This window comes from Stenotrophomonas rhizophila, from assembly GCF_003651185.1.
Taxonomy (GTDB): domain Bacteria; phylum Pseudomonadota; class Gammaproteobacteria; order Xanthomonadales; family Xanthomonadaceae; genus Stenotrophomonas; species Stenotrophomonas maltophilia_Z.
This window is the reverse complement of sequence record NZ_RCDC01000004.1, coordinates 1,375,090-1,394,948: the sequence shown is the minus strand read 5'-3', so window position 1 is coordinate 1,394,948 and position 19,859 is coordinate 1,375,090. Positions and strand designations below refer to the sequence as shown.

Below are 19,859 nucleotides of genomic sequence, written 5' to 3'. Positions count from 1 at the left end.
TGATGCCGACCGAACCCAGTACTGCCCTGATCACCAATGACATCGTCGGCCTCGGCCTGATCGCCGCCACCCTGGCGGTGATCTTCTGGGCCGCCAGCGGCCCGACCCCGCTCCTCAAGAAGATTTTCGCGTGGGTACCGGCCCTGCTGCTGTGCTACTTCATCCCGGCCATCTACAACACCGCCGGCCTCATCGATGGCCACAACACCTCGCTCTACAACCCGATCGCCCGCGACGTGCTGCTGCCCGCCGCGCTGGTGCTGCTGACCCTGTCGATCGACCTCAAGGGCATCATGAAGCTGGGCCCGAAGCTGCTGGTGATGTTCTGCGCCGGCACGCTGGGCATCATCCTCGGCGCCATCGTGTCGTTCCAGGCGATGTCCTGGATCCACCCGGCCACCGTGGCCGGTGACACCTGGAAGGGCATGGCGGCGCTGGCCGGCAGCTGGATCGGCGGCGGCGCCAACATGGTGGCGATGCGTGAAGTGTTCGGCACCGATGCGACGACGTTCGGCCAGTTCGCCGTGGTCGATGTGGCCTGCGCGAGCCTGTGGATGGCGGTCCTGCTGTTCCTGGCCAACCGCGCCAAGCAGATCGATGCCCGCAGCGGGGCCGATACCCGCGCCATTGATGAGATGAAGGAGCGCATCTCGGCATACGAAGCACAGAATGCCCGCATTCCCAGCCTGACCGACCTGATGGTGATCGTCGGTGTGGGGCTGGGCGGCGTCGGCCTGGCGCATGCCATCGCTGCGCCGCTGAGCAGCTGGTTCAAGGCCAATGTGAGCTGGGCCAGCCAGTTCAGCCTGGACAGCGCGTTCGTCTGGGTGGTGCTGCTGTCCACGGCGCTCGGCCTGGGCCTGAGCTTCACCCGCGCGCGGCGCCTGGAATCGGCCGGTGCCTCGCGTCTTGGCACCCTGTTCCTGTATTTCCTGATCGCCTGCATCGGCATGCAGATGGACCTGCTCTCGCTGCTCGACCGGCCGTGGCTGTTCGCGCTCGGCGCGATCTGGATGCTGACCCACATCCTGGTGCTGTGGATCGCCGCCAAGCTGCTGCGCGCGCCGCTGTTCTTCTTCGCGATCGGTTCGCAGGGCAACATCGGTGCAGCGGCATCGGCACCCGTGGTCGCTGCCGCGTTCCATCCGTCGCTGGCGCCGGTCGGCGTGCTGTTGGGCACCGTGGGCTATGCCACCGGTACCGGCCTGGCGTATGTGACCGGGCTGATCCTGAAATGGATGGCGGGCGCGTAAGCGCGCGCCACGTTGTCGACTCCCGGGGCGGCCTTGATGGCCGCCTCTTTTTTTGGGCGGCGATGACCCGCTGAACGTCATGCGTCTGGGACCCAGGTCACGCGCCGGTGTCAGAAATGGCTGCATGCGACACGAACTGTGAAGGGCGTACGGAATCGTGCTGGCACCGCCGCGTAAGGTCCGTCGGCATGCACTGTGCTGTGCGCCGAACGCGCATGGCATGGATCTTTTGTCGACGGCAGTCGACACCTATCAGGAAGCACGATGAAGACGAAAGACGTGTTGATGTCGGTGATCACCGCCGGCGTACTGATGTTCGCTTCTGTAGTGTCCGTAAAGGCCGCCCCGGGCGAGCGAGGGCATGTGCACGCCGTGGCCGATGCAAGTGCACGCGATGTGGCTGCGTGGCTCGGGCAGCCGGCACGGGCCGGCGCCCTCGTCGCTGCGCTGGCGGCCCACCCCGAGCGCGGGCTGCCGTTGACCGCGGTCCTGGCCGAGAGCGATCCGGGTGGGAACAGCCTGGCGTCGCGGATGCTGTCCGAACGCGATGCTCTGGTCCGCCGATACAAGGGCCTGCCAGCCGCAGATCGCGGTTTGCTGCAGGTCCGCAGCTTCGTGCCTGCCGGGCAGACGCTGAGCGCAGTGGCGCCTGCCGATCTCTGGGTGGCAGTGTTGCCCAAGGGAGACGACCGCACCTGGACCTCCCTGGTGGCCTACGACCGGCACGGGCGTCAGCATCTGCTGGACGCGCAGGTAGCCCCGACCTTCCCGGTATTGATCGTGGACATCGATACCGGGCAGGCAGTCCAGGAAGGCATGGCCCTGATCAATGCCGGGTTGCAGGCGAGGGGACTGCAGTCGGCCGACCGGCTCACGGTGGCCGCCGATGGAGCGACCTCCCTGGATGTCACCCGGCTTGACCGTATCCGCCTGGCCAATGACGGCGAGCCGTGGGCGTTGGGCGGCGCGGAAGTGTTCGCCGTGGTGTCCGGGCTGCAGACAGACAAGGCAGAGCCGGAGATGGCCACGGTGTCACTGCCGTACCTGGACCATGACAAGACCGATTACACCCCGGGCCAACCCTTGGTGATCTGGGGCAACTACCGGTTCGATACCGCCAACGTGCAACTGTTCGAAGACGATGGCGACACCAACTACAAAGACCTGCTGATCGCCCTCACCGAAGGCGTGAAGCTTGCGCTGGGCGCCTTCGCCCCGGAGTACGCGGTGATTGCCGATATCGGCGGCGCGATCCTCAAGGCCATGCCGAGCAGCTGGTTCACCAACGATACCGACTACCTGGACAGTTTCTACCTGCTGCAACGCGGCCAGACCTATACCGGACGGATGGGGGCGGCGAACAATGCACAGGTGACGTTGAGCCCCCTTACGCTCCAGTAGCGCCGGCCGCTGGCCGGCTCCCCTCGAGGCCTGTCGCAGGCAGTGGCGAACGCGACCCGACAAAAAACGGCGGCGCTTTCGCGCCGCCGTTTTCGAGTGCATCCGCTGCTGGAGGTCAGCAGCAGCGTCCCCCGTTCTTGCCGCTGTAACGCGCCTCCTGGCGCTCGCGGAAGAACGTCTTGTAGTCCATCGGCACGCGGTCCGGATGCTTCTCCAGCACATGCCGGACGTAGTTGTCGTAGTCGGGAATGCCGCAGCACAGCCGTGCGGTCTGCACCAGGCGCCGCCAGATGCGGCGGTGGGCCTGGTACTGACCGGCGGGGACGAGTTCGGTACTCATCACAGGTCCGCCATCTGGTGCGGCTCGAGCGCCACGTACGGGGTTTCCTTGTCGGTGCGCTGCGGCGTGCGGCGGGCCATGAAGATGGTCTTGATCGCGTAGAACAGGATCGAGAACACCACGAACAGGAACAGCACGGTCAGGCCGGTGTTGACGTAGGCGTTGACCACGATCTGGTGCATCTGGCCGACGGTCTTGGCCGGGGCGGTCAGCGTGCCGCTGGCGATCGCATCCTGGTACTTGTGCGCCTGGGCCAGGAAGCCCTGGGCCGGGTTGCTGTCGAAGATCTTGATCAGGCCCGCATACGTGGTGCAGATCAGCAGCCACACGGCCGGCACGCCGGTCACCCAGGCGAAGCGGTCACGCTTCATCTTGAACAGCACCACGGTGCCGAGCATCAGCGCGATACCGGCCAGCATCTGGTTGGAGATGCCGAACAGCGGCCACAGCGTCTGGATGCCACCGAAGGGATCCACCACGCCGGTGTAGAGCAGGTAGCCCCACAGCGCCACGCAACCGGCGGTGGCGATGATGTTGGCGGTCCACGATTCGGTCTTCTTCAGGGCCGGGATGAAGTTGCCCAGCAGGTCCTGCAGCATGAAGCGACCGGCACGGGTACCGGCATCGACCGCGGTGAGGATGAACAGCGCTTCGAACAGGATCGCGAAGTGGTACCAGAACGCCATCATCGCGTTGCTGCCGCTCGGGATCGCCTCGTGCAGGATCTGCGCGATGCCCACCGCCAGCGTCGGTGCGCCACCGGCGCGGTGCAGGATGGTCGGCTCGCCGATTGCCGCGGCCGTGGCCTCCAGCTGCTCGGGGGTGATGATGAAGCCCCACGTATTGCTGATGTAGGCCGCAGCGGAGACCGCATCCGGGCCGATCACGGCCGCCGGTGCGTTCATGGCGAAGTAGATGCCCGGGTCGATGATCGAGGCGGCCACCAGTGCCATCACCGCGACGAACGATTCCATCAGCATGCCGCCGTAGCCGATGTAGCGCATGTGTCGCTCATTGGCGAGCAGCTTGGGCGTGGTACCCGAGGCGATCAGGGCATGGAAACCGGACACCGCGCCACAGGCGATGGTGATGAACAGGAACGGGAACATCCCGCCTTTCCAGACCGGGCCGTCGCCGCTGGCGGCGAACTGGGTCAGGGCCGGCATCTTCAGTTCCGGCATCACGATCAGGATGCCGATGGCCAGCGCCACGATGGTGCCGATCTTGAGGAAGGTGGACAGGTAATCGCGCGGGGCCAGCAGCAGCCACACCGGCAGCACCGAGGCCACGAAGCCGTAGCCGATCAGCATCCAGGTGATCTGGATGCCGGTGAAGGTGAAGGCCGGGCCCCAGACCGGATCGGCGGCGACCTTGCCACCGAACCAGATCGCGGCCAGCAGCAGGATCAGCCCGACCACGGAGATCTCGCCGATCTTGCCCGGGCGGATGTAGCGCATGTACACGCCCATCAGGATCGCGATCGGCATGGTCGCGATGACCGTGAACATGCCCCACGGGCTTTCGGCCAGCGCCTTGACCACCACCATCGCCAGCACCGCCAGGATGATGATCATGATCAGGAAGGCACCGAACAAGGCGATGGTGCCGGGTACCGGCCCCATTTCCTCACGCACCAGGTCACCCAGCGAGCGGCCGTTGCGGCGGCTGGAGAGGAACAGGATCATGAAATCCTGCACCGCGCCGGCCACGACCACGCCCACCACCAGCCAGAGCAGGCCGGGCAGGTAGCCCATCTGCGCGGCCAGCACCGGGCCGACCAGCGGGCCTGCACCGGCGATGGCGGCGAAGTGGTGGCCGAACAGCACGTGTTTGTTGGTCGGGACGTAATCCAGGCCGTCGTTGTTGATCACCGCGGGCGTGGCCCGGGTCGGATCGAGCTGCATCACCTTGTCGGCGATGAACAGGCTGTAGAAGCGATACGCGATGAGATAGATGGAGACCGCAGCGACGACGATCCACAGCGCATTGATGGGTTCACCGCGGCGCAGTGCGACGGTGCCTAGACAGAATGCGCCAAGCAGTGCGATGACTGCCCAACCCAGTTTCGAAAAACCTTTCATGAGATTGCGTCTCCCTGGAGATCGTCGTAAGAGTCCGCCTTGGCACCGACGCGGTCAATGCAATGGCGGGGGCTTGCCGCTAGTACTTTGGTCGTAGGGTGGGGGGGGCGTGTGCCCGTGCACGCCATCGGAACATCACGCTTGGAACAATCGGTTGCGGGCATGACGGTTGGCCGGCGGGGCCGGCGAGGCCATCTTGTTGATCGATCACCGACCCTGGAGTCACCATGAGCAGCCCAACCCCGGTGCGCGTGCTGCGCACCATCCGTGGCATGGCCACCTCCGATGGCGCCGGCGTGCGCCTGACGCGGGTGATCGGTGGGCCGTCGCTGCCCGACCTGGACCCGTTCCTGCTGCTGGATGAATTCGGCACGGACCGCGCCGAGGACTACATCGCCGGCTTCCCCAGTCATCCGCACCGCGGGTTTGAAACCGTCACCTACATGCTCGACGGCCGCATGCGGCACAAGGACAACCACGGCAACGAAGGGCTGCTCACGCCGGGTAGCGTGCAATGGATGACGGCGGGCCGCGGCTTGATCCACTCGGAAATGCCCGAACAGGAATCGGGCCAGATGCGCGGCTTCCAGCTGTGGGTGAACCTGCCAGCGCGCGACAAGATGACGGACCCGAAGTACCAGGAGTTCGCACCGGACCATATTCCGGTCACCGCGCCGGCCGACGGCGTGCAGGTCAAGGTGATCGCCGGCCAGGTGGGTGACACCGTGGGGCCGATCGTGCAGCCGGCCACCGATCCGGTGTACCTGGACATCACCCTGGACGCGCGTGCGGACTGGCGCTACACGCTGCCGGAGGGCCACAACGCGTTTGCCTACGTGTTTGAAGGCGGGCTGGAGATCGGCGAGGGCGACGATGCGCGCCCGGTGGCCAGACAGGAAATGGCGGTGCTCGGCGGCGGTGAGCAGCTGACCCTGCGCGCGGGCGACACCGGTGCGCGCCTGATCCTGGTGGCCGGCCGCCCGCTGCGCGAGCCGGTCATGCGGCATGGGCCGTTCGTGATGAACACCAAGCAGGAGCTGATGCAGGCCTTCGTGGATTTCCAGGAAGGCCGCTTCTGAGGCACGTGGGCGCCGGCCGCTGGCCGGCCAGCGCATGACACCTGACGGTGCGGGAGGCGCCGGCCAGTGGCCGGCGCTCCCTTGGATGACGGGATGAGTGCGGTGCACCGTCCCGGCCTCTTCCTCAGCGCCCGGCGGCCACAGCCGAGGGCGTCAGGTTCATCCCCTGCGCCAGCGATTGCAGCGAACCCAGTTCGCTGTTGTCGCCGGCGTACAGCGCAATCTGCGCGAAACGGTTCTTGTCGAATTTCACCACCGTGATCCGGCGCGTCTCATAGCCCGGCGGTTTCTGGCCGCCCAGGTCGGGCTGGTACCAGTACAGCGTTTCACCGGCGAAGCTGCCTTTTTCCTGACGCAGCGCGCGGTTCAACGGCAGCTCGGGATTGCGCGCGCTCAGCGTCAGGCTGAGCACTTCGCGCCCATCGGCGGCGGTGGCCTTGCACAGGATGAAGTCGCGCTGGGCGAGCGCCTGCCATTGCAGGCCGCTGCTGGCGGGCAGGGACGGACATTCGCTGGTCGATTGCGCCGCAACGGCGCCGGCAGTGACCAGCAGACACACACAGACGACAGCGCGCAGGACGTTCATGGTTCCCCCAAGGTCGATGATCGCGTCCGTCGCTGACAGGCATTCCGGTGGCCGTCGACAACCCAGGCCGTGGTGGCGCATTCCCCGCGCGCGTACCGGATCACTCGCTGCCGTCAGTGTCGGACGAGTGATCGGGACCTTAACGGAATGTGACTCAGTGTACAAATAACGGTTTCAGGTGAACCTTTCTGCGCCGACGCCGGGCGGTCCGGGGGCCGCCCGGCCACACCCGTCAGCGGGGCGCGGCTCCCATCCATTTGTAGACAATGCCGCCGATCAGGCCACCCAGCAGCGGTGCCAGCCAGAACAGCCACAGCTGGCTGAGCGCGCCGCTGCCGGCGAACAGCGCCACGGCGGTGGAGCGCGCCGGATTGACCGAGGTATTGGTGACCGGAATGCTGATCAGATGGATCAACGTCAGCGCCAGGCCGATCGCGATCGGGGCGAAGCCGGCCGGCGCGTTGCCGTGGGTCGCGCCCATGATCACGATCAGGAAGAACGCGGTGAGGACCACTTCACACAGGAAGGCGGCGGCGACACTGTAGCCGCCCGGTGAAAGGGCGCCGTAGCCATTGCTCGCGAACGCGCCGGCCTGGCTGCCATCGATCTGGAAACCCGGCGCACCGGAGGCGATCTGCAGCAGAATGAAACCGGCCAGCGCGCCACCCAGCACCTGCGCCACGATGTAGGGAAGCAGGTCACGGGCAGGGAAACGGCCGCCGGCCCACAGGCCGACACTGACCGCCGGATTGAAGTGCGCGCCGGAGACATGCCCGAACGCATACGCGCCGGTCAGCGCGGTCAGGCCGAAGGCCAATGCCACGCCCACAAAACCGATCCCCAGCGGATTGCCATCACCACCGAACTTGGCCGCCAGCACCGCGCTGCCACACCCGCCCAACACCAACCAGAACGTGCCCAGGAACTCGGCGGCCAGACGTTTGCCCATGCTCATCGACGTGCTCCACGTTATGCCCGGGGTGGGCAGGCGCAACGTAGCTGAATCGGGGTTCATCCGGGTGACGGCCGCGTCAACATCCGACGAACGGTTGCCCGCCGGGGGATCGGCTCAGTACGCGGGCAGCGGAATGAACTCTTTATCGTCCCCCGGAATCGTGCCGAAGCGGCCCGATTCCCAATCGTGCTTGGCCTGCTCGATCCGTTCGCTGGAGCTGGAGACGAAGTTCCACCAGAGGTGGCGTGGCCCGTCGAGCGGTTCGCCCCCCATCAGCATTGCCTTGATCGGGGTCTTGGCGCGCAGGCGGCCGCGTGCACCGGGCTCGGGAATGATCAGGTGCTGGGCGGGAATGTCCACGCCGTCGAGCTGGGCCTGGCCGTCGAGGATGTAGAGCGAACGTTCGGCGTGGCCGGTATCCAGGTCGATTTCCGCATCGGCGTCGAGATCGATGGCCACGTTGAGGGTATCGGCGAACACCTTGACCGGGGATTCTTCGCCGTATGCGCGGCCGGCGATGACGCGCAGCCAGGCACCGTTGCGGCGCTGCTGGGGCAGGGTGGCGGCGGCATGGTGATAGAACGCGGGATCGGTCTCTTCGGCACTCTTCGGCAGCGCCAGCCAGGTCTGCATGCCGTGCAGCGGATGGTCGTGTTCGCGCTCGATGGCAGGCGTGCGTTCGGAGTGGGCGATGCCGCGGCCGGCGGTCATCCAGTTGACGTCGCCGGGGCGGATGACCTGGTCCGAGCCGAGTGTGTCTCGGTGACCGATGGCGCCGGACCAGAGGAAGGTGACGGTGGCCAGGCCGATATGCGGATGCGGGCGGACGTCGATGCCGGTGCCGGGAGAGAGGACGGCCGGGCCCATCTGGTCGACGAAGACGAACGGACCGACGCTACGCGCCTGCAGAGTCGGCACGGCGCGGCGCACCTGCAGGCCACCGATGTCATGGATGCGGGGGGCGATGATGGTCGTCATGCGGGCGGTCTCGCTGGCGGGGACAGAGCGGGAGGATCGCATGCGGGGTGTGGAGGTGGGAGGCCTGTATCGGTAACAGGGTGTTCTGGTTTCACGCGCGAGCACACACAAAAAACGCCAGCGTGCGCTGGCGTTTTCGCGATCCTCAGATCACCGGTTCGCGCAGTACCGGCGACTCCCAGCCCGGGCGCGGGGCGAAGCGATCGCCATAGCGCTGCTGCAGGACCTTGAGGCGTTCGACCAGGGCATCGGCGCCGGTGGCGCGGATGTACTGGATCGGGCCGCCGCGGAACGGGGCGAAGCCGGTGCCGAAGATCACGCCGGCATCGAGCAGGTCGGCGTCGGCGACGACGCCGTCGTGCAGGCAGGCCACCGCTTCGTTGAGCAGTGGCAGGATCAGGCGGTCTTCCAGATCGGCCGGGACCTCGTCGTTGGCGGGGACGTCCGGCTTCTGGGCGCGTCCGTTCTCCCACTTGTACAGGCCCTGGCCGTCCTTCTTGCCACGCTTGCCCTGTTCCACGGTCGCCAGGGCGGCCGGTACCTGCAGGCCAAGGAAGGGCGCCAGTTCCTTGCCCACGCCGGCGGCCACATCCAGGCCAACGGTGTCGAGCAGTTCGATCGGGCCCATCGGCATGCCGAACTTCACCGCGGCCTTGTCCAGCACCGGGCCCGGCACGCCTTCGGCATACGCGGTGGCAGCTTCAAGCATGTACGGGAACAGCACGCGGTTGACCAGGAAGCCAGGGGTGCCGGCCACCGGCACCGGGAACTTGCCCAGCGCCTTGCAGAACGAGGCCAGGCGGCGCTCGGTCTCCGGCGCCATGCCGTCATGATGGATGATTTCCACCAGCGGCATCTGCGCGACCGGGTTGAAGTAATGCAGGCCGGCAAACTGCGCCGGGCGCTGGATGTGGTCGCGCAGTTCGTCCAGCGGGATCGAGGAGGTGTTGGTGGTCAGCAGCGCATCGGCCTTCATCCTCGGCTCCAGCGACTGGTACAGCTCGCGCTTGGCTTCCGGGTTTTCGATGATGGCTTCGATCACCAGATCGGCCTGGGCCACGCCCTCGCCCGCGAGATCGGCTTTCAGGCGCGCGGCCACGGCCGGGCGCTTGCTGTCGTCCTTCACCCGCTTGGCGAACAACGCCTGCGCGCGTTCCATGGCCGGGTCGATGAAGCGCTGCTCGCGATCCTGCAGGGTGACGTTGAAGCCCTTGTAGGCCGACCATGCCGCGATGTCGCCGCCCATTACGCCGGCGCCGACCACGTGCACGTGCTGGATGCCGTGGTCCTTGCCGCCCAGTGCCTTCAGGCGTTCGGTCAGGAAGAAGATACGGATCAGGTTGCGGGCGGTCGGGGTGCCGGCCAGCTTCACCACGGCGCGGCGTTCGGCATCCAGACGGGTCTGGATCGGGCTGCCACCGGTGCGTGCCCAGGTGTTGATCAGTGCGTAGGGAGCGGGGTAATGCTCCTTGCGCGCCTTGCGGGCGACCTGCTTGGCCATCTGCGGTGCGAGCAGCTTGCGCGCCAGCCAGGTGTTGGTGATCCACGCGGTCGCGCGCTGCTTGAACGGCCGGGTGGTGCCCTTCAGCGCGAGCGATACGGCGGTATCGAGCAGCACGGCCGGCGCGACGACCTTGTCGACCAGGCCGATGTTGCGCGCGGCCGAGGCCGACAGATTGCGGCCGGTCAGCATCATGTCCATCGCCGCCGGGGCGCCCACCAGCTGCGGCAGGCGCGAGCTGCCGCCCCAGCCCGGGAAGATGCCCAGCTGGGTTTCCGGCAGGCCGATGCGGGTGGAGGCATCGTTGGAGGCCACGCGGTAACGGCAGGCCAGGGCCAGCTCGGTGCCGCCGCCCAGGCAATGACCGTGGATCGCCGCGACGGTCGGGCAGGGCAGTTCGGCCAGCTTCTGGTAGGTGCTCTGGCCACGGCGGATCGCGTCATTGACGGTGCCGCGGCGGTCGAATTCCTGGAATTCCTTCAGGTCCGCCCCGGCGATGAAGCCGGCCGCCTTGATCGACTGGATCACCACCGCCTTGGGCGGGTCCATCCCGATCCGCTCGATCAGGTCGCCCAGTTCGAGCAGCACGTCCTGCGACATGGCATTGACGCTGCTGTCGTGGCGGTCGAGGCTGAGCACGACGACGCCATCGTCACGGATCTGCGGGTGCCAATGCGAGAAGCGGAGCCCATCGAAGCCTGAGAGCATGGGAACGTTCCATCCGGTTGTGTATGGAGAAGGGGGCTATGATCCAGAGGTTGTTTCCTCCCCGTCAAATCCCTATAGCTGGGGGAGAGATACCGCCGATTCATTGCCTGGATCGGAAACCTTAACGGAACGGTGGTTAAAAGCTGGTGCGGCGCGGTGTGATCGAGCGCTGAACTTTTCCCGGGATTGGCAGTCTCATTGCCCGACGTCGGTTGGGCTGACAGGAGTGCGGCCCCCCATGGCCGAGGTTGAAACACCACAGGAGCTGGACCTGGAGCTGGTCCGACGTGTGCAGCGTGGCGAGAGCGGGGCGTTCGATGTCCTGGTACGCAAGTATCAGCATCGGGTCATCGCGCTGATCGGGCGCTACATCGCGGACTGGAGTGAATGTCAGGACGTGGCCCAGGACACTTTCGTCCGCGCGTATCGCGCGATCGGCAGTTTCCGGGGCGACGCCCAGTTCTATACCTGGCTGCACAGGATCGCCGTGAACACTGCCAAGAACCATCTCGCCGCCCACAACCGCCGCCCGCCCACCGATGACATCGAGATCGGGGACGCCGAGCAGTACGACAGCGGCACCCGCCTGCGCGACACCGACACGCCCGAACGCGAGTTGATGCGCCAGGAGCTGGAACAGACGGTGATGAAGGCGGTGTCGGCGCTGCCTGAAGAGCTGCGGTCGGCCATCACCATGCGCGAGGTGGACGGCCTGAGTTACGACGAAATCGCGCAGAAGATGGGGTGCCCGATCGGCACCGTGCGGTCGCGGATCTTCCGTGCCCGCGAGGCGATCGACACTGAACTTCGGCCGCTGCTCGATGTGGGCAGCGCCACCCGCGAGAAGAGCCGCGCATGAGCCACGATATGTCCAATGATGCTTCCCGGGGCGCGTCCCCCGATAAATTCGACGCCCATTACCGGCAGCAGCTGTCCTCGTTGATCGATGGCGAGCTGTCAGCCGATGAAGCACGTTTCATGCTGCGCCGGCTGGAACACGATGAGGCCTTGTCCAGCTGCAACGAACGCTGGCAGATGCTCGGCGATGTGCTGCGCGGGCAGGCCTGCGCACCGGCGCCGGTCGATTTCGCCGAGCGGGTGCGCATTTCCGTGGCCGCTGAGCCGGCACCCGCGATGCAGGCCAATGTCGAGCGCAGCCATGACCGTCAGGAACGGCGTGGCGGCTGGCGACGCTGGGGCGGGGGGGCGGCGTTGGCCGCCTCCGTCGCGGCCGTGGCGATGTTCATGACCCGCGAGCAGCTGCCGGCCCCGGCCCCGCTGGACGCGCCGACCACCATCATCGCCAGCCAGGCCGAGCTGCCTGCTGCACCGGTGACCGAAGCCTCTGCCGCCGAACAGGCGCTCGCCGTGGCGGCGGTGCCCGCTGCTGCGGTGGCTGCCGCCAGCCGCCGCCAGGACGTGGCGACGGCACGCCGCGCCAGCGCCAGTGCCACGCGTACCCAGCAGGCCGCGCGCAGCGCCGCCGAGCGCAGTGCCGAGCCGCAGCGGGCGATCGCCAGCCAGGCGCCATTGGCCCCGGCCATGCCGGCGGCCGCCGCGCGGCAGTTCCCGTTCGGTGAGGTCGGCACGCTGCAGGCCAAGCCTTGGCCGCGCTCCAGCCTGGCCCCGGCCGCCGGCGGCGCGCTCAATGCGAGCTTCTCCACACAGGCGCCGCAGGCCGCGTTCTATCCGTTCGAGCCGCGCCTGCAGGAGTCGGCCGAGTCGGCCGAACCTGCGCGCCGGCACCGCGACTGAGCATCGTCGCGCTGACGCTCCGCTCCGGCCTGTGCGCCGGAGCGTTCCCCCTTTGTTCCCTGACCCGGAGGTTCGTGTCTGATGACCGCCCGTATCCGTACCCATGCCCTGGCGCTGATCGCCATGACGCTCCCACTGGTGGCCTGCGCGCAGTCGCCGTCGCCATCGCCGGCCACCGCTGCCGCGCCGGCGGCCGCCGCTGCACCCCGCGCGCCGGCGCCGCAGCTGGTCAGTGGCCTGCCGGACTTCACCAATCTGGTCGAACAGGTCGGGCCGGGCGTGGTCAATGTCGAGACCACCATCGTGCGCAGCAACCGCCAGGCACGCATGGCCGGGCCGTCCGACCAGGACATGCCGGAATTCTTCCGTCGCTTCTTCGGCCCGGATTTCCAGATGCCGGGGCAGGGTGCCGACGGTCCCGATGACGGCACCCCGAGCATCCGCGGCCGCGGCATGGGTTCGGGTTTCATCATCTCCGCCGACGGCTACGTGCTGACCAATCACCATGTGGTCGCTGATGCCAGCGAAGTGAAGGTCAAGCTTGGCGATCGCCGTGAGTTCACTGCCAAGGTGGTCGGCAGCGACCAGCAGTACGACGTGGCGCTGCTCAAGATCGACGGAAAGAATCTGCCGACCGTGCGCGTGGGCGACTCCAACACCCTCAAGCCGGGTCAATGGGTGGTCGCGATCGGTTCGCCGTTCGGGCTGGACCACTCCGTCACCGCCGGCGTCGTCAGCGCGGTCGGCCGCAGCACCGGCGGCCCGGACCAGCGCTATGTGCCCTTCATCCAGACCGACGTGGCGATCAACCAGGGCAACTCCGGTGGCCCGCTGCTCAACACCCGCGGTGAAGTGGTCGGCATCAACTCGCAGATCTTCTCCGCTTCCGGTGGCTATATGGGGATCAGCTTCGCGATCCCGATCGACCTTGCGATGGGTGCGGTGGAGCAGATCAAGAAGACCGGCCGGGTCAGCCGTGGCCAGCTCGGCGCGGCGGTCGGCCCGATCGATGGCCTCAAGGCCCAGGGGCTGGGCCTGCCGGACAGCCGTGGCGCGCTGGTCAACGAGGTGGTCGCGGGCAGCGCGGCGCTCAAGGCCGGTATCGAGCCGGGCGATGTGATCCGCTCGGTCAATGGCAGCCCGATCAATACCTTCAGCGATCTGCCGCCGGCCATCGGCGCGCTGCCGCCGGGCAGCAAGGTCCGCCTGAGCGTGCTGCGCGATGGCAAGGAGCGGGAGATCACCGCCACCCTGACCGAACTGGCCGAAGACGCCGAGCGTGGCGCCGCCCGTCCGACCGCGGAAGCGGCCAAGCCCGAGGCCGGCGCCAATGCCCTGCTGGGGCTGGAGGTGGCCGACTTGACCGCCCCGCAGCGCCAGCAGCTGGGCCTGTCGGCGGGCGAGGGCGTGCGCATCACCCGGGTCAACGGCCAGTCCGCGCGTGACGCCGGCCTGTCGCCGGGCCTGGTGGTGCTGCAGGTCGGCCGTACCCCGGTCGGCAGCGTGGCCGCGCTGAACAAGGCGCTGGCCGGATACAGCAAGGGTGACGTGGTCATGTTGCTGATCCGCGCCAACGGCAACAGCGCCTTCGTGGCGGTCAAGGCCGGGCAGTAAGCCCCGCCCCGCCTGCGTTTCCGGGCCCGCTTCGGCGGGCCCGGTCGTTTCTGGGGGGCCGTTGGCGACAATCGCTGCCGGGCCCACGCGGGATCGGGCCGGCCATGCGATAATCCGCAGTCATCCTGACGACGCGACGCGCCGCCGCCACCTATGTCTTCTGATTCGATGCGGTTCATCCGCAACTTCTCCATCATCGCCCACGTCGACCACGGCAAGTCCACGCTGGCCGATCGCATCATCCAGCTTTGCGGCGGCCTCCAGGCCCGTGAGATGGAGGCGCAGGTGCTCGACTCGAACCCGATCGAGCGCGAGCGTGGCATCACCATCAAGGCCCAGTCGGTCTCGCTGCCGTATGTCGCCAAAGACGGCCACACCTACCACCTGAACTTCATCGACACCCCCGGGCATGTCGACTTCTCCTATGAAGTCAGCCGCTCGCTGGCCGCCTGCGAAGGCGCGCTGCTGGTGGTCGATGCCGCCCAGGGCGTGGAAGCACAGTCCGTCGCCAACTGCTACACGGCGGTCGAGCAGGGGCTGGAAGTGGTGCCGGTGATCAACAAGATCGACCTGCCCACCGCCGACATCGACCGTGCCAAGGCCGAGATCGAGGCCGTGATCGGCATCGATGCCACCGACGCCGTGGCGGTCAGTGCCAAGACTGGCCTGAACGTGGGCGACGTGCTGGAGGCGATCGTGCATCGCATCCCGCCGCCGGTGCCGCGCGATACCGACAAGCTGCAGGCGCTGATCATCGACTCGTGGTTCGATAATTACCTCGGCGTGGTCTCGCTGGTGCGCGTGATGCAGGGCCAGATCAAGGCCGGCGACAAGCTGCAGGTGATGTCCACCGGCCGCAATCACCAGGTCGACAACGTCGGCGTGTTCACCCCCAAGCGCAAGGTGCTGCCGACACTGAACGCCGGTGAGGTGGGCTGGGTGACGGCCAGCATCAAGGACGTGCACGGTGCCCCGGTCGGCGACACCCTGACCCTGGCCGCCGATCCGGCCGCCAAGCCGCTGCCGGGCTTCCAGGAAATGCAGCCGCGCGTGTTCGCCGGCCTGTTCCCGGTCGATGCCGAGGATTACCCGGACCTGCGCGAAGCGCTGGACAAGCTGCGCCTGAACGATGCCGCGCTGCGCTTCGAGCCGGAAAGCTCCGAGGCGATGGGCTTCGGCTTCCGCTGCGGGTTCCTGGGCATGCTGCACATGGAAATCGTGCAGGAGCGCCTGGAACGCGAGTACAACCTGGACCTGATCAGCACCGCGCCGACCGTGGTCTATGAAGTGCTCAAGACCGACGGCACCATCATCAACATGGACAACCCGGCCAAGCTGCCGCCGGTGAACATGGTCGATGAGATCCGCGAGCCGATCATCCGCGCCAATGTGCTCACCCCCGAGGAGTACATCGGCAACATCATCAAGCTGTGCGAAGAAAAGCGCGGCAGCCAGATCGGCATCAACTACCTGGGCAGCCAGGTGCAGATCAGCTACGAGCTGCCGATGGCCGAGGTGGTGCTGGACTTCTTTGACAAGCTGAAGTCGGTCAGCCGTGGCTATGCCTCGCTGGACTATCACTTCGTGCGTTTCGATGCCGGTCCGTTCGTCCGTGTGGACGTGCTGATCAACGGCGACAAGGTCGATGCGCTGTCGCTGATCGTGCACCGCAGCCATGCCGACCGCCGTGGCCGCGAGCTGTGCGAGAAGATGAAGGAACTGATCCCGCGCCAGCAGTTCGACGTGGCCATCCAGGCCGCCGTCGGCTCGCAGATCATCTCGCGCACCACGGTCAAGGCGATGCGCAAGAACGTGCTGGCCAAGTGCTATGGTGGCGACGTTTCGCGCAAGAAGAAGCTGCTCGAGAAACAGAAGGAAGGCAAGAAGCGCATGAAGCAGGTCGGCCGCGTGGAAATCCCGCAGGAAGCCTTCCTGGCCGTGCTGCAGATGGACAAGTAAGGCCGGATGGCTTTCCCGGCAGCGGCAGGCGGCACCGGATCGGTGTCGCCGGACGCGCAGGGGCACACCACACCGCTGCAATCGTTCCCAAGGACACTGCATGAAATTGTTTGAGCTCCTCCTGGTCGTACTGACGTTGGCCTCGGGCCTGATCCTGCTGGCCGAAAAGCTGTACTTCGCCAAGCGCCGCGCCCAGCGCGCCGGCCTGCTGGACACCGAGCCGGTGATGGTCGACTACGCGCGGGCGTTCTTCCCGGTGCTGGCGATCGTGCTGGTGGTGCGCAGCTTCATCGCCGAGCCGTACAAGATTCCGTCCAGCTCGATGATGCCCAACCTGCTGATCGGCGATTTCATCCTGGTCAACAAGTTTTCCTACGGCCTGCGCCTGCCACTGAACAACGCCAAGGTGATCCCGTTCGGCGAGCCCAAGCGCGGCGACGTGGTGGTGTTCCATTTCCCGGGCCACTCGGACAACGATCCGGCCAAGGGTGAGAACTTCATCAAGCGCGTGATCGGCGTGCCGGGCGACGAGATCGAGTTCCAGGGCAACGGCCTGATCCTCAACGGCGAGCCGGTCAAATACGACAACAAGGGTCTGTACGCAGGCCACAACGGCCAGGGCGAGGGCAGCTCGCTGCTGGTCGAGCACCTGCCGGGCCGCACGCATACCGTGCTGGAGACCGACTACGCCCGAGGCGAAGGGCAGTGGACCGTCCCGGCCGGCAAGTACCTGGTCATGGGCGACAATCGCGACAACAGTGACGACGGCCGTTTCTGGGGCCTGCTGCCGGAGGAGAATCTCCGTGGCAAGGCGTTCCTGATCTGGCTGAACTGCTCGGGCTGGTTCTGCAAGGACGGCTTCGAACCGTCGCGGATCGGCACGGCCATCCATTGATTCATGGCACACGCGTATCTGGGGAGAACGCAATGAAGAACATGACATCGCAGCGCGGCATCACCTTGACCTCGTTCCTGGTGGTGCTGATCGTGGTCGCCTTCTTCCTGTACATCGGGATGAAGCTGTTCCCGATGTACCAGGAGTACTACGCCGTGCGTTCGGCGATGAAGAGCCTGGCCAAGGAGCCGGGCGTGGGCAACATGGAGCCGCGCCGCATCCAGGAGATGTTCTTCAAGCGCCTGTACATCAATTACTCCGAAAACGTGAAACCCGCCGACGTGAAGTTCGATCGCATCGATGGCGGCTGGAACATGAAGGTCTACTACGAAGTGCGCCGTGAAATGATCGGCAATCTGGACGTGGTGGGCAAATTTGATTCAAACCAGGAATTGACCCGTAGCGGTGCCGACTAAGACCTTCCAACGCGGTGACCTGATCGGTCACGCCTTCAACGATCCGGGCCTGCTCCAGCAGGCGCTGACGCATCGCAGCGCCGGTACGCCCAACAATGAGCGGCTGGAGTTCCTCGGCGACAGCATCGTCAACATGATGGTGGCCCAGGCGCTCTACGAACGCTGGCCCAAAGCCGACGAGGGCGCGCTGACCCGTGCCCGGGCCGAGCTGGTGCGCGAAGGCGCGCTGGCGGTGATCGCGCGCGAGCTGCAGCTGGGCGAGCGCCTGATCCTGGGGCCCGGCGAGATGAAGACCGGCGGCCACCGCCGCGACTCCATCCTGGCCGATGCGCTGGAAGCCGTGGTCGCAGCGATCTACCTCGATGCCGGCTTCGCCGTCTGCCAGACCGTGGTGCTGCCCTGGTTCAACGCCTCGATGCAGGCCCTGCCGGCCACCGGCAAGCCCGAGAAGGACCCCAAGACCCGGCTGCAGGAATGGCTGCAGGCCCGGCAGAAGGCGCTGCCGCTGTACGAGCTGGTGTCAGAATCAGGTGACGATCACGCCAAGACCTTCCGGGTACGCTGCGGCGTAACCGACCCCGCTGTCAGCACCGAAGGCGAAGGTGCCTCGCGACGGCTGGCCGAACAACAAGCGGCTGCCGCCGCCCTTGAGCAACTGGATTCCAAGTGAACGAAGCAACCCCCCATCGTTCCGGCAGCGTGGCCGTCATCGGTCGCCCCAACGTCGGCAAATCCACCCTGACCAACGCCCTGGTGGGCGCCAAGGTCAGCATCGTCTCCAACCGCCCTCAGACCACGCGGCACCGGTTGCTGGGCATTGCCAGCTACCCGGAAGGCCAGATCGTGCTGGTCGATACCCCCGGCCTGCACCGTGCGCAGAAGCGCGCCATGAACCGGGTGATGAACCGCGCCGCGCGCGGCTCGCTCGAGGGCGTGGACGCCGGCATGCTGGTCATCGAGGCCGGCCGCTGGGATGACGAAGACACCCTGGCCTTCAATGTGCTCAGCGACTCGGGCATCCCGGTGGTGCTGGTGGTCAACAAGATCGATCGCCTGAAAGACAAGGGCGCGCTGCTGCCGTTCCTGCAGCAGGTCACCGAAGGCCGCACGTTCGCGGCGGTGCACCCGATCTCGGCGCAGAAGCGCAACGGCCTGGAATCGCTGGTCCGCGACCTGATGAAGCTGTTGCCGGAAGCCCCGCCGATGTTCGGCGAAGACGAGATCACCGACCGCAGCCAGCGCTTCCTCGCCGGTGAACTGGTCCGCGAGCAGCTGATGCGCCAGCTGGGTGAAGAACTGCCGTACGCGACCACGGTCGAGATCGAGCGCTTTGTCGAAGACGGCAACCTGCTGCGCATCGGCGCGGTGATCTGGGTCGAACGCGAAGGCCAGAAGGCGATCGTGATCGGCAAGGCCGGCACCCGCCTGAAGGAAATCGGCGCCAAGTCGCGCCTGCAGATGGAGCGCCTGTTCGGCGCCAAGGTCTTCCTGGAGACCTGGGTGCGCGTGCGCGAGGGCTGGTCCGACGACGAAGCCGCGCTCAAGGCGTTCGGCTACGAATAAGCCGGCCACGGCCCCGGGCGGTTGAGTGATGCGCATCGAGGATGAGCCGGCCTTCGTATTGCACGCCCGGGCCTGGCGGGAGACCAGTCTGCTGGTCGAGGTGCTGACCGAGCAGTACGGCCGCATCGGGGTGCTGGCGCGGGGCGTGTCCAGCCCGCGCAGCCAAGCGTTGCGCGCGGCCCTGCAGCCGCTGCAATGGATCCGGCTCACGGCCGTGCAGCGGGGCGAACTGGCCCAGCTGCGCGGTGCAGAAGCCCTGGACGCTGCGCCCCGGCTCACCGGTGAGGCGATGCTGGCCGGCTTCTATATCAACGAACTGATGATGCGGCTGGCGCCCCGCCAGGATCCGCTGCCGGAGCTCTACGACCACTACGCGCAGGTGCGCGCGCGGCTGCGCGATGGCGAGCCGCTGGCCTGGACCCTGCGACGTTTCGAGCGCGACCTGCTGGAGGCCTTGGGCTTCGGTTTCGATCTGTTGCATGGCAGCGATGAGGAGCCGGTCGACCCGGCGGCACGCTATGAGCTGGATCCCCAGGAGGGGCCGCGCCGCCTGCTCAGCGACCGTGGCGTGGATCAACGCCGGGGCACCGCCACCGGCAGCGCGCTGCTGGCGCTGGCCGCCGATGACATGCCGGGGCCCGAGGATCTGGGCAGCCTGCGCCGACCGATGCGCGCGGTGCTGATGCACCATCTGGGCGGGCGGGGGCTGAAATCCTGGGAAATGCTGGAGGACCTGGCCCGGCGGCGCACGTAAGCGCTGGCGGGCCGCGGCACC

Annotated in this window: 18 protein-coding genes; 12 read left to right on the top strand and 6 right to left on the bottom strand. The window is 66.9% G+C overall.

Annotated features, from left to right (window positions below; genetic code table 11):
- Positions 1-2: 2 nt before the first annotated feature.
- Both BCL79_RS06315 and BCL79_RS06310 read left to right on the top strand, forming a co-directional pair.
- A complete protein-coding gene (locus BCL79_RS06315; protein WP_121038793.1) occupies positions 3-1,253 on the top strand; it encodes a DUF819 domain-containing protein in 1,251 nt (416 codons plus the stop codon).
- A 264-nt stretch (positions 1,254-1,517) separates the two neighbouring features.
- Positions 1,518-2,654, top strand: a complete 1,137-nt coding sequence (locus BCL79_RS06310; RefSeq protein ID WP_121038790.1) for a DUF3103 family protein — start codon at positions 1,518-1,520, stop codon at positions 2,652-2,654.
- 115 nt (positions 2,655-2,769) lie between these two features.
- On the opposite strand, the gene BCL79_RS06305 is transcribed toward BCL79_RS06310, so the two are convergent.
- Both BCL79_RS06305 and BCL79_RS06300 read right to left on the bottom strand, forming a co-directional pair.
- A complete protein-coding gene (locus BCL79_RS06305; protein ID WP_019183464.1) occupies positions 2,770-2,994 on the bottom strand; it encodes a YbdD/YjiX family protein in 225 nt (74 codons plus the stop codon).
- A complete protein-coding gene (locus BCL79_RS06300) occupies positions 2,994-5,075 on the bottom strand; it encodes a carbon starvation CstA family protein (RefSeq protein ID WP_121038787.1) in 2,082 nt (693 codons plus the stop codon). The genes BCL79_RS06305 and BCL79_RS06300 overlap by 1 nt, the downstream gene beginning before the upstream one ends.
- A 227-nt stretch (positions 5,076-5,302) precedes the next feature.
- On the opposite strand from BCL79_RS06300, the gene BCL79_RS06295 reads away from it, so the two are divergent.
- Positions 5,303-6,154: a pirin family protein gene (locus BCL79_RS06295; RefSeq protein WP_121038784.1), complete on the top strand. Its 852-nt coding sequence runs from the start codon at positions 5,303-5,305 to the stop codon at positions 6,152-6,154.
- A 124-nt stretch (positions 6,155-6,278) separates the two neighbouring features.
- Here the strand turns inward: BCL79_RS06295 and BCL79_RS06290 are convergent, their stop codons facing one another.
- The 4 genes from BCL79_RS06290 to BCL79_RS06275 all read right to left on the bottom strand — a co-directional run bounded on the left by BCL79_RS06290 (position 6,279) and on the right by BCL79_RS06275 (position 10,882).
- A complete protein-coding gene (locus BCL79_RS06290; protein WP_121038781.1) occupies positions 6,279-6,740 on the bottom strand; it encodes a hypothetical protein in 462 nt (153 codons plus the stop codon).
- A gap of 232 nt (positions 6,741-6,972) precedes the next feature.
- Positions 6,973-7,695 carry an aquaporin Z gene (gene aqpZ, locus BCL79_RS06285; protein ID WP_121038778.1) on the bottom strand — a complete coding sequence of 241 codons (723 nt, stop codon included), beginning with the start codon at positions 7,693-7,695 and terminating at the stop codon, positions 6,973-6,975.
- Positions 7,696-7,809: 114 nt separating this feature from the next.
- A complete protein-coding gene (locus tag BCL79_RS06280) occupies positions 7,810-8,673 on the bottom strand; it encodes a pirin family protein (RefSeq protein ID WP_121038776.1) in 864 nt (287 codons plus the stop codon).
- A 145-nt stretch (positions 8,674-8,818) separates the two neighbouring features.
- Positions 8,819-10,882 carry a 3-hydroxyacyl-CoA dehydrogenase NAD-binding domain-containing protein gene (locus BCL79_RS06275; protein ID WP_121038773.1) on the bottom strand — a complete coding sequence of 688 codons (2,064 nt, stop codon included), beginning with the start codon at positions 10,880-10,882 and terminating at the stop codon, positions 8,819-8,821.
- A 238-nt stretch (positions 10,883-11,120) separates the two neighbouring features.
- On the opposite strand from BCL79_RS06275, the gene rpoE reads away from it, so the two are divergent.
- From rpoE to recO, 9 genes are all read left to right on the top strand, one after another.
- On the top strand, positions 11,121-11,741 hold the full coding sequence (rpoE, locus tag BCL79_RS06270) for an RNA polymerase sigma factor RpoE (RefSeq protein WP_121038769.1): 621 nt from the start codon (positions 11,121-11,123) through the stop codon (positions 11,739-11,741).
- Positions 11,738-12,637, top strand: coding sequence for a sigma-E factor negative regulatory protein (locus BCL79_RS06265; RefSeq protein WP_121038766.1), 900 nt, complete (start codon positions 11,738-11,740; stop codon positions 12,635-12,637). Before rpoE ends, BCL79_RS06265 begins: the two co-directional genes overlap by 4 nt.
- 81 nt (positions 12,638-12,718) lie before the next feature.
- A complete protein-coding gene (locus BCL79_RS06260) occupies positions 12,719-14,251 on the top strand; it encodes a DegQ family serine endoprotease (RefSeq protein WP_121038763.1) in 1,533 nt (510 codons plus the stop codon).
- 168 nt (positions 14,252-14,419) lie between these two features.
- Positions 14,420-16,210, top strand: coding sequence for a translation elongation factor 4 (lepA, locus tag BCL79_RS06255; protein WP_183073750.1), 1,791 nt, complete (start codon positions 14,420-14,422; stop codon positions 16,208-16,210).
- Positions 16,211-16,310: 100 nt separating this feature from the next.
- On the top strand, positions 16,311-17,105 hold the full coding sequence (gene lepB / locus BCL79_RS06250; protein ID WP_121038757.1) for a signal peptidase I: 795 nt from the start codon (positions 16,311-16,313) through the stop codon (positions 17,103-17,105).
- A 32-nt stretch (positions 17,106-17,137) separates the two neighbouring features.
- Positions 17,138-17,521 carry a DUF4845 domain-containing protein gene (locus tag BCL79_RS06245; protein ID WP_088434521.1) on the top strand — a complete coding sequence of 128 codons (384 nt, stop codon included), beginning with the start codon at positions 17,138-17,140 and terminating at the stop codon, positions 17,519-17,521.
- Positions 17,511-18,191 carry a ribonuclease III gene (gene rnc, locus BCL79_RS06240; protein WP_121038754.1) on the top strand — a complete coding sequence of 227 codons (681 nt, stop codon included), beginning with the start codon at positions 17,511-17,513 and terminating at the stop codon, positions 18,189-18,191. The genes BCL79_RS06245 and rnc overlap by 11 nt, the downstream gene beginning before the upstream one ends.
- Entirely contained in the window at positions 18,188-19,084 is an 897-nt protein-coding gene (gene era, locus BCL79_RS06235; protein ID WP_121038751.1) for a GTPase Era, read from the top strand. Before rnc ends, era begins: the two co-directional genes overlap by 4 nt.
- 28 nt (positions 19,085-19,112) lie before the next feature.
- On the top strand, positions 19,113-19,838 hold the full coding sequence (recO, locus tag BCL79_RS06230) for a DNA repair protein RecO (RefSeq protein WP_121038748.1): 726 nt from the start codon (positions 19,113-19,115) through the stop codon (positions 19,836-19,838).
- Positions 19,839-19,859: the final 21 nt, after the last annotated feature.